Origin of the sequence: Nocardia sp. NPDC024068, assembly GCF_040638875.1 — a bacterium.
Lineage (GTDB): Bacteria > Actinomycetota > Actinomycetes > Mycobacteriales > Mycobacteriaceae > Nocardia.
Map to the genome: position 1 here is coordinate 18,905 of NZ_JBEZYU010000062.1, position 9,907 is coordinate 28,811.

Below are 9,907 nucleotides of genomic sequence, written 5' to 3' on the forward strand. Positions count from 1 at the left end.
ACAGCACATCGCTGTCGCCGGGCAGCGACTGGCCAAGATTACCCGATGCCTGTTCCCCCGACCAAACCGGTCCCCGAGGCCCGCTCCCGGAACCTCGCGCGACAACCCACGCGAGCGGCCACCGAGGTGATATTGGTCTCAAACCGAAGGCCGGCGGAGGGCAGCGATCGGCAGCGCCCGGCCCGATGCGGGCCGGGCGCTGCCGATCGCGGTGCGGCGCTCGCGCTCAGTTCTCTTCGTCCACCGGTGGTCCGGCGGGACGTCCCGCCGCGCGGCGGCGTACCCGGCGCGCGGGCACCTCGGCCTCGGCGGGTTCGGCGGCGAGATCGGCCACCGGCGCCGGAGGCTGTTCCTGTGCGCCGAGCACGAACACCGCGCCGGCGCTGTCGGCGGCCGGGGCGGAGGTCGAGCGGGCGACCCTGCGGCGCCCGCGCCGGGCACCCGCCGCGGGTGCCGAGTCGGCTTCCGGAGCCGCGGCCGCGGCTGTCTCCACCGGCGGGGCCACGGCCGTCTCCACCGGCTCGGGCGCGACGGTCTCCACCGGCTCGGGGGCGACCGTTTCCACCGGCTCGGGGGCGACCGTTTCCACCGGCTCGGGGGCGACCGTTTCCGGTGCGGCGGGCGCCGCCCCGTTCGCGGGCACGCGTGCAGTGACGTCGGTCTCGTCCACCGTGGTATCCGCGGCAGCCGCCGCCGGCGCGGTTTCCACGGCCGGTTCGGGCACGGTGGCCGGTCGGCCGTCATCGCTCACCCGCTCCGCGGGTCCCGGAGCCTCCGGCTCGGCCGCAGCCGGCGCCGGAGTCGCGGTTTCGGTGTGCGCACCGCTGCCGTTGCGTTCAACGGCCGGACGATCGCCGGACGTACCGGCGGCGGCACCGGCGGAGCGCCGGACCCGGCCACGGCGGCGGCGTGGTTCGGGAGCCGGTCCGGCCTCGCCCCCAGCGGCCGGAGCCGAGCCGGTAGCGGTTGTACCCGCGCTCGCCGTGGCGCGATCCGATGCGGCCTCGGAGCCTCCGGTCGCCGTATCGGCGGCGGTCGCCGTAGCCGGTTGTCCGGCCGTTTCCGCACCGGACCCGTGGGCGTCGTCGTCGCCGGTGTGGGCGGCCATGGCGAGCGCCACCGGGTGGGCGCGTTTGGCTGCCGCGTCCTCCTCCGAGACCTCGGCCGGCGCGGCGGCCTGCTCCGGCGCCGGGGCGGCGGGCTTGTCGCGATTACGACGGCGGCGCGAACCGGACTCACGGCCGCGGCCGCCGCCGCTGTCCTCCGAGCCACCGGCTTCCACCGGATAGCTGTGCACCAGGAGACCGCGGCCGTGGCAGTGCTCACAGGTGGTGGAGAAGGCCTCCACCAGCCCGGTGCCCAGCTTCTTGCGGGTCATCTGCACCAGGCCCAGCGAGGTCACCTCGGAGACCTGATGCCGGGTGCGGTCGCGGCCCAGTGCCTCGGTGAGACGGCGCAGCACCAGGTCGCGGTTGGACTCGAGCACCATATCGATGAAGTCGACCACGATCATGCCGCCGATATCGCGCAGCCGCATCTGCCGCACGATCTCCTCGGCGGCTTCCAGGTTGTTACGGGTGACGGTCTCCTCCAGGTTGCCACCGCCGGAACCGGTGAACTTGCCGGTGTTGACGTCGACCACCGTCATCGCCTCGGTGCGGTCGATCACCAGCGTGCCGCCCGAGGGCAGCCACACCTTGCGATCCAGCGCCTTGGCCAGCTGTTCGTCGATGCGATAGGTCTCGAACACGTCCGCGCCGGTGCTGTCGTGCCGGGAGACCCGGGCGAGCAGATCGGGGGCGACGGTGCCGATATAGCTCTCGACCGTGTTCCACGACCGTTCGCCCTCGATCACGAGCTTCGAGAAATCCTCGTTGAACAGATCGCGGACGACCTTGACCAGGAGATCCGGCTCCTCATAGAGGGTTTTCGGCGCGTTCGGCTCGCCCGCGGCGGCCGCGGTGATCGTGCGCCAGGCGGCCTGCAGCCGCTCGACGTCGCGGGTCAGCTCCGCTTCGCTGACGCCCTCCGAGGCCGTCCGGATGATGACGCCCGCGTCGGCGGGCACGATCTCGCGCAGGATCTCCTTGAGACGTTTGCGCTCGGTATCGGGCAGTTTGCGGCTGATACCGGTGGAGGTACCGCCCGGGACGTACACCAGGAACCGGCCGGCCAGGCTGATCTGCGTGGTCAGCCGGGCGCCCTTGTGCCCGACCGGGTCCTTGCTGACCTGGACCAGCACCTGGGTGCCGGGTTTGAGGGCCTGCTCGATCTTGCGTTCCTTACCGCCGAGCCCGGCGGCCTCCCAGTTGACCTCACCCGCGTACAGCACGCCGTTGCGCCCGCGGCCGATATCGACGAACGCGGCCTCCATGCTGGGCAGCACATTCTGCACTTTGCCCAGGTAGACGTTGCCGACCATGGACGCCGATCCGGTGCTGGTGACGAAATGCTCGACCAGGATGTTGTCCTCGAGCACCGCGACCTGAGTGGCCGCCGGATGGCCGGGGAACTCCTTCTCACGGACCACCATCACCCGGTCCACGGCTTCGCGCCGGGCCAGGAACTCCGATTCGGTGAGAATGGGCGGACGACGCCGACCGGCCTCGCGGCCGTCGCGGCGGCGCTGGCGTTTGGCCTCCAGCCGGGTGGACCCGCTGATGCCCTGGACCTCGTCGGAGGCCGGGCGGGTACGGGTCTTGTTCCGGGGTTCGCGTTCGTGGACGACCGTATTGGGCGGATCGTCCTCGGAGGATTCCTGCTCGCCGGAGTCGCCCCCGACCTTCCGGCGCCGGCGCCGACGCCTGCGCCGGCTGCCGCCGCCGTCGGAATCGTCACCGCTGCCGGATTCGTCGGAGGTGGACTCGCTGGACGCTGCCGAGTCCTCGGAAGCCGTGGTGGCTGTCTTGGCTGTGTTGTTTTCGGAGGCCGTGTGCTTCTCGTCGGGTTCCTCGGCGGAGTCTTCGTCCGACTCCGAGCCCTCGGAATCGATATCGCCCTCGGAATCGGACTGCTGTTCGCCCCGGCCCCGGCCCCGGCCCCGGCGGCCCCGGCGGCGGCGCCGCGGCTGGTCGTCGGATTCGCCGTCGCCGCCCTGCTCGGACTGATCATCCGAACCGGAGTCGGTATCGGCGTCGCTTTCGGCGGGCTCCGGCTGCGCCTCGGTCTCCTGTTCGGCCTTACGGCGCCGGCGCAACTCCTGAACCGCCGCGGCGTCCGGAGACAGGAACAGCGGGGCCGCTACGACGGCCGATTCGAACACAACGGGTTCGGTGGTCGCGGGCACCTCGGGCACCGGGCTGGCGAACAGATTCGCGGCGGTGAACGCGGGCGGCGGCGGCACGGCGGGGGTGCCCGCGCTGCCGGGCTCGGTGGGCGAGCCGGATAGGGAGGTCGCTTTCGCGGACGTACCGGTCTGCTCGCCGGATGCGGCCGATTCCGTATCGGCGCGACGGTCCGCCGGGGTGTCCGTACCGCGGGCGGGCTCGGTAGTAGCCGGCCCGGAGACCGGCGGTTCCGCGGACTCGGCAGCGGTCGAGGTCACGGCATCGGCAGCGCCGGAACCGGCGGTGGCTCCCGTCGCGGGAGCATTCTGCTCGGCCCCCGCCCGGGGCGCCGCGGCAGGCTCACCGGCCGGGGCCGTACCGATGCTCGGGATTTGCCCGGACCCGGTGCCGGGCTCACCGGCGGGGGCCGGTGCCGACGCGGGTTCCGATACCGGAGCGGCCGCCGATACGCCGTTGGCGGGAGCGCCCCCGGCGTCGAACAGGCCCGGCTCGGCGGGATTCAGATTGGGAGTGGTCAGCGACTCGCGGACCGACTCGGCGACTGCCCGGTCCACACTCGACTGCGGACTGCGAACTTCCGTTCCCAGTTCGCTGAGTTTGGCCAGGATGCGCTTACTGGTCACGCCCAGACGTTTGGCGAGGGCATGTACTCGGATTCGCTCCGGCAAGTGATCGTCGTCCTGTGATGTTGTGTCCAGCGGCTCTTGATCGGCCACGAAGTCTCCTCGGGCCCCCGGGCGCGTTCCTCATCGAGTGACGCGGCCGTCGCGGGGACGCTTTCCGTCCGCCTCGCGCGGTTGGCACGAGGTCAATGGTCTCGCCCCGCGTGCCCGGTTATCTCCACTATCGAACGTCGGACGGGCTAACTGGCCACGCGGCGCCTGGCATATGGCTGAACTCCGCGGGGCGAGCACTCGTCCAGCGCGCCGGGCAGACGCGGCCGAGAAATCCGGCCGTACGTCCGCGGCAGCGATGGCGGCATCGTTCCGCAGCGTGTCATCCGGCCGAACTCACTGTCGAGTACGACCGAGTACCAGTATCCCACACCGTGCGCCAGGTGTTCGCCATGGCGCTGCGCGAGGCACTCGCACGGGGCCCACCGGCCCGTCACCGGGCAGTGATCAGAGGGGGAATTCGGGGAACCAGAGCGCGATTTCACGCTTGGCGGACTCGGGCGAGTCCGATCCGTGGACCAGATTCGATTGGGTCTCGAGACCCAGGTCACCGCGGATACTGCCCGGCGCGGCCTTCTCCACCGGATCGGTGCCACCGGCCAGCTGCCGGAACGCCGCGATGGCGCGCGGCCCCTCGAGAACGGCGGCCACGACCGGGCCGGAGGTGATGAACTCGATCAGTGAGCCGAAGAACGGCTTCTCGGCGTGCTCGGCGTAGTGGGCGCGGGCCAGTTCCCCGGAAACCTGCTTGAGCTCCAGGGCCGCGATGGTGAGGCCCTTGCGCTCGACCCGGTTCAGCACCTCGCCGACACAACCGCGGGCCACGCCGTCCGGTTTGATCAGAATCAATGTCTGCTCTGTCACGAGGTCAGCCTAACCAGACCGGCCCCGCGGCCCGCATCCGCCCGCCCGGGTACGGAACGCGATCAGCGCGGCGGACCGCCACCGGTCCGCTGGCTCGGCAGCGAACCCTCCTCCATCCGGCGCTTCACATCGGCGCGCAGCCACAGGATGATCGCCCATACCAGGAGGAAGACGACCCCGATCACCGCGATCGACAGATGGAACACCCCGCCGGCCAGCACCAGCACCTGCAACCCCAGGTTGAACGGGATCGCCCACGACCGCCGCTGCAGCCCCGCGCCGGCGAACATCACCGCTGCCAGCGCCACCAGGTAGGTACCCGACACCCAGGTGATACCACCGGCGATATCGGCGACCACCGGCAACGCCAGCAGTACGGTGATCGCCTCCAGCACCAGCGCCCCCGCCATCACCCCGCGCAGCCCCTTCCAGGGGTCGGGAGGGGCCGGGGCCGTCGGCTCGGACTCGCTCATAAGAGGTCCTTATCTCTGGCGGCGCCGCGGGCGCCGCGGGTTACGCGGGCGTCTTGCCGAAGAGGGCGCGGGCGGCGCCGGCGGTCACCACCGAGCCGGTGACGACGACCCCGGCCCCCGACACCATCTCCCCGGAATCGCCGACCTCCTCGGCGAGGGCCACGGCGGTTTCCAGGGCGTCGGGCAGAGCCGTCGCGGTGACCACGCGCTCGTCGCCGAAACGCTGGACCGCCAGGTCGGCCAGCCGGTCGACCGGCAACGCGCGGGGCGAGCCGTTGGTGGTGACGACTATCTCGTCGAAAACCGGTTCGAGCGCGTCCAGGATTCCGGCGGCGTCCTTGTCTCCGAGCACCGCGACCACCCCGATCAGTTTCCGGAAGTCGAATTCCGCGGTGAGCGTGGCCGCCAGCGCGGCCGCGCCGGCGGGGTTGTGGGCGGCGTCGATGAACAGAGTCGGCGCGTTGCGCATCCGTTCGAGCCGCCCGGGGCTGCTCACCGCGGCGAACCCGGCCCGGACCGCCTCGATATCGAGCTGACGCTGCGCGCCGGCCCCGAAGAACGCCTCCACCGCGGCCAGCGCGAGCGCGGCGTTATGGGCCTGGTGCTCGCCGTGCAGCGGCAGGAAGATCTCGTCGTACACCCCGCCGAGGCCCTGCAGTTCGAGTTGCTGGCCGCCGACGGCGACCCGCCGGCCCAGTACCCGGAATTCCGAGCCGGCCCGGGCCACCGCGGCGTCGACCTCGACGGCCCGCCGCAACAGCACTTCGAGGGCCTCGGGATCCTGTTCGGCGATGATCGCGACGGTATCGGTGGGCACCAGCGATTCGGCGGCGCGTTTGATGATCCCGGCCTTCTCCTTGGCGATGGAGGTCAGATCGGGGCCCAGATAGTCGGTGTGGTCGAGGCCGATCGGCGTGATCACCGCGACCTGTCCGTCGATCACGTTGGTGGCGTCCCAGCTGCCGCCCATCCCAGTCTCCACCACCGCCACGTCCACCGGCGCTTCGGCGAACGCCGCGAAGGCCATGGCGGTGAGCACCTCGAATTTGCTCATCGGCGGCCCGCCGGCGCTTTCGGACTGGGCGTCGATCATCTCGATATAGGGATGCATCTCCCGGTACAGCTCCACGTACTGCGCGGGTGCGATCGGGCGGTTGTCGATGCTGATCCGCTCGGTGGTCAACTGCAGATGCGGGCTGGTGAACCGGCCGGTCCGGCGGTGCAGTGCGGTGAGCAGGGCGTCGATCATCCGGGTCACCGAGGTCTTGCCGTTGGTGCCGGCGATGTGGATCGCCGGATAACCCCGCTGCGGCGACCCCAGTACATCCATCAGGGTCGAGATCCGGGTGAGTGACGGTTCGAGCTTGGTCTCCGGCCACCGCTTGTCGAGTTCCGCCTCGACCAGCGCCATCTCCGCCAGGTCCACCGGCGACGGACCGGTGCCGAGCCCGGCGCCACCGGGCTCGCGCTCGGATTCGGGCTGCCCCTCGGCGGCGTTCACTTGCCGCTCAGTTCGGCCAGCCGCGCACCGATCCGCTCGACCTCGGCAGCGGCCACCGCCCGCCGGCCGCGGATCTTTTCGACCACCGGCTCGGGTGCCTTGGCCAGGAACGATTCATTGCCGAGCTTGGCGTCGGTGCCGGTCAGTTCCTTCTGCGCCGCCGCCAGATCCTTCTCCAGGCGACGGCGCTCGGCCTCGAGATCCACGGTGCCCGAGGTATCCACCTCGACCGTCACCGTGGTCGCGCTCAGCCGCACCTCCACCGACGCCGTGGCCGCGAAATCCGCGCCCGGCTCGGTCAGCCGGCCCAGCGCGCTCACCTCGGGAACCAGATGGGCCAGACCGGCGGCGTCGAGCCCGAGCACCCGCGCGGAAACCTTCTGCTTATCGTTGAGGCCCTGATCGCTGCGGAAGCGGCGGATCTCGGTGATCAGCCGTTGCAGATCGGTGACCCGCTGCGCGGCGGCGGCGTCGGCGGGCACGCCGGTCGGCTGCGGCCAGGCGGCGATCACCACCGATTCGGCCCCGGTCAGCGCCAGCCACAGCGATTCGGTGACGAACGGGATGACCGGGTGCAGCAACCGCAGCACCGAGTCCAGCACGGCCCCCAGCACGATCCGGGTGGAGTCGGCGCGCTCCTCGCTCTCCCCGAACTGGACCTTCGACAGCTCCAGGTACCAATCGCAGAGCTCGTCCCAGGCGAAGTGATACAGCGCCTCGCAGGCCTTGCCGAATTCGTAGGCGTCGAACGCGGCGTCCACCTCGGCCAGCACCGCACCGAGCCGGTCGATGATCCAGCGGTCGGCGTCGGTGAGGGAATCACGCGGGGGCAGATCGCCGGGACGGGCGCCGTTCATCAGCGCGAACTTGGTGGCGTTGAACAGTTTGGTGACGAAACTGCGCGACGCGAGCGCATGCGGTTCGCCCACCGAGAGATCGCCGCCAGGCTGGGCGCCGCGCGCGAGGGTGAAGCGCAGCGCGTCTGCCCCGTAATTGTTGATCCAGTCGAGCGGGTCGATACCGTTGCCCCGCGATTTCGACATCTTCTTGCCGAACTGGTCGCGGATCAGGCCGTGCAGGAACACATCCTTGAACGGAATCTGATACTCGCCGCCCTTACCGGTGGTGACGGCGTCGTCACCGGAGACGAAGGTGCCGAACATCATCATCCGGGCAACCCAGAAGAACAGGATGTCGTAACCGGTCACCAGCACGCTGGTCGGATAGAACTTGGCCAGTTCCGGTGTGGCGTCGGGCCAGCCCATCGTGGAGAACGGCCACAGGCCGGAGGAGAACCAGGTGTCGAGCACATCCGGGTCCTGCACCCAGCCCTCGGGCGCCTCCTCGTCGGGGCCGACGCACACGATCTCACCCTCGGGCCCGTACCAGATCGGGATGCGGTGGCCCCACCACAACTGCCGCGAGATGCACCAGTCGTGCATATCGTCCACCCAGTCGAACCAGCGCGGTTCCTGGCTCGCCGGATGGATCACCGTATCGCCGTTGCGGACCGCGTCGCCCGCGGCTTTGGCCAGCTCCTCGACCTTCACCCACCACTGCATGGAAAGGCGCGGTTCGATCGGTTCGCCGCTGCGCTCGGAATGCCCGACACTGTGCAGGTAGGGACGCTTCTCGGCAACGATCCGGCCCTCGGCGGCCAGCCGCTCACGGACCTTCACCCGGGCCTCGAAACGGTCCATACCGTCGAATTCGGTACCGGTGCCGGAGATCCGGCCCCGCTCATCCATGATCGTGGGCATCGGCAGGTTGTGCCGCAACCCCATCTCGAAGTCGTTGGGATCGTGGGCGGGCGTGATCTTCACCGCACCGGAACCGAACTCGGGATCGACATAGTCGTCGGCGATGATCGGGATCTGCCGCCCGGTGATCGGATGCTCCAGAGTGGTACCGATCAACGCGCGGTAGCGGGGGTCGTCGGGATGCACCGCGACCGCGGTATCGCCGAGCATGGTCTCCACCCGAGTGGTCGCGACCACCACATGCGGCTCGGAATCCTCCAGCGACCCGTACCGCAGCGACACCAGTTCGCCCGGCACCTCTTCGTATTTGACTTCGATATCGGATATCGCGGTACGCAGCTCCGGCGACCAGTTCACCAGCCGCTCGGCCCGGTAGATCAGCCCCGCGTCGAAAAGCCGCTTGAAAATGGTCTGCACGGCACGCGACAGACCCTGGTCCATCGTGAACCGATCCCGCGACCAGTCCACGCTGTCGCCGAGAGCCCGCATCTGCCACTGGATCGCACCACCGGATTCGCGCTTCCAGTCCCACACCTTCTGCACGAACAGCTCGCGCCCGAAATCCTCTTTGGTCTTCCCGTCGACGGCGAGCTGCTTCTCCACCACCGACTGGGTAGCGATACCGGCATGATCCATACCCGGCAGCCACAGCACCTCGAACCCCTGCATACGCTTCCGCCGCGCCAGGGTATCCATCAACGTGTGGTCCAGGGCATGCCCCATATGCAGGGTGCCCGTGACATTCGGCGGCGGCAGCACGATCGAATACGGCGGCGCCGCACTCCCCGGATCCGCCGTGAAGTAACCGGCCGCTACCCAGCGCTCGTACAGGTCGGCCTCCACTTCGCCGGGATTCCAGCTCTTGGGGAGTGCATCGGCACGATTACGCGTGTTGTCAGGGGCTGCGCTGGTCACGCAGAGATTCTAGTGTCACCCGCCCCGCCTCCGACCGGGCGGGGTTGTGAATTCGGAGCGGCTCCGCCGCTTCGCGGAAGGGTGGGGGGTGGTTGAAGCGACCCCTCCGCGAGAGGGGGTTCGGAGCGACCCCCGCGAAGGGAGGTCGGGGAGGTGGGTTGAAGCGGCCCCACCGTGAAGAAAGGGTTCGGAGCGACCACTCTGCCGAGGGTTGGGGAGGTGGGTTGAAGCGACCCCACCGTGAAGAAAGGGTTCGGAGCGACCACTCTGCCGAGGGTTGGGGAGGTGGGTTGAAGCGACCACTCCGCGAAGAGGGGGTTCGGATCGACGCCTCCGTCAAGGGTCGGGCTGTGATTTTGGAGCGGCTCCGCCGCTCGAGGGTGGGGCCCTATTAACCCGGTTCTTCACTCCCGCCGGTCGGTCGCTGCGCTCC

At 69.9% G+C, this 9,907-nt stretch carries 5 protein-coding genes; all 5 read right to left on the minus strand.

All coding sequences use genetic code 11. From position 1 onward, the window contains the following. Positions 1–226 precede the first annotated feature (226 nt). Positions 227–4,003, minus strand: coding sequence for a translation initiation factor IF-2 N-terminal domain-containing protein (locus AB0F41_RS27770; RefSeq protein WP_357428835.1), 3,777 nt, complete (start codon positions 4,001–4,003; stop codon positions 227–229). Between the two features lie 405 nt (positions 4,004–4,408). Further along, positions 4,409–4,825, minus strand: a complete 417-nt coding sequence (ndk, locus tag AB0F41_RS27775; RefSeq protein WP_357428837.1) for a nucleoside-diphosphate kinase — start codon at positions 4,823–4,825, stop codon at positions 4,409–4,411. Between the two features lie 62 nt (positions 4,826–4,887). Next, a complete protein-coding gene (locus AB0F41_RS27780) occupies positions 4,888–5,298 on the minus strand; it encodes a DUF4233 domain-containing protein (protein ID WP_357428839.1) in 411 nt (136 codons plus the stop codon). A gap of 40 nt (positions 5,299–5,338) precedes the next feature. Continuing rightward, positions 5,339–6,709: a folylpolyglutamate synthase/dihydrofolate synthase family protein gene (locus tag AB0F41_RS27785; RefSeq protein ID WP_357428843.1), complete on the minus strand. Its 1,371-nt coding sequence runs from the start codon at positions 6,707–6,709 to the stop codon at positions 5,339–5,341. An 86-nt stretch (positions 6,710–6,795) separates the two neighbouring features. Continuing rightward, entirely contained in the window at positions 6,796–9,474 is a 2,679-nt protein-coding gene (locus tag AB0F41_RS27790; protein ID WP_357428841.1) for a valine--tRNA ligase, read from the minus strand. Positions 9,475–9,907: the final 433 nt, after the last annotated feature.

What these genes read in the sequence shown, in the direction of transcription:
- AB0F41_RS27780 (WP_357428839.1), bottom strand. Translation starts at nt 5,298, where the DNA reads ATGAGCGAGTCCGAGCCGACGGCCCCGGCCCCTCCCGACCCCTGGAAG.
- AB0F41_RS27785 (WP_357428843.1), bottom strand. Translation starts at nt 6,709, where the DNA reads ATGGCGCTGGTCGAGGCGGAACTCGACAAGCGGTGGCCGGAGACCAAG.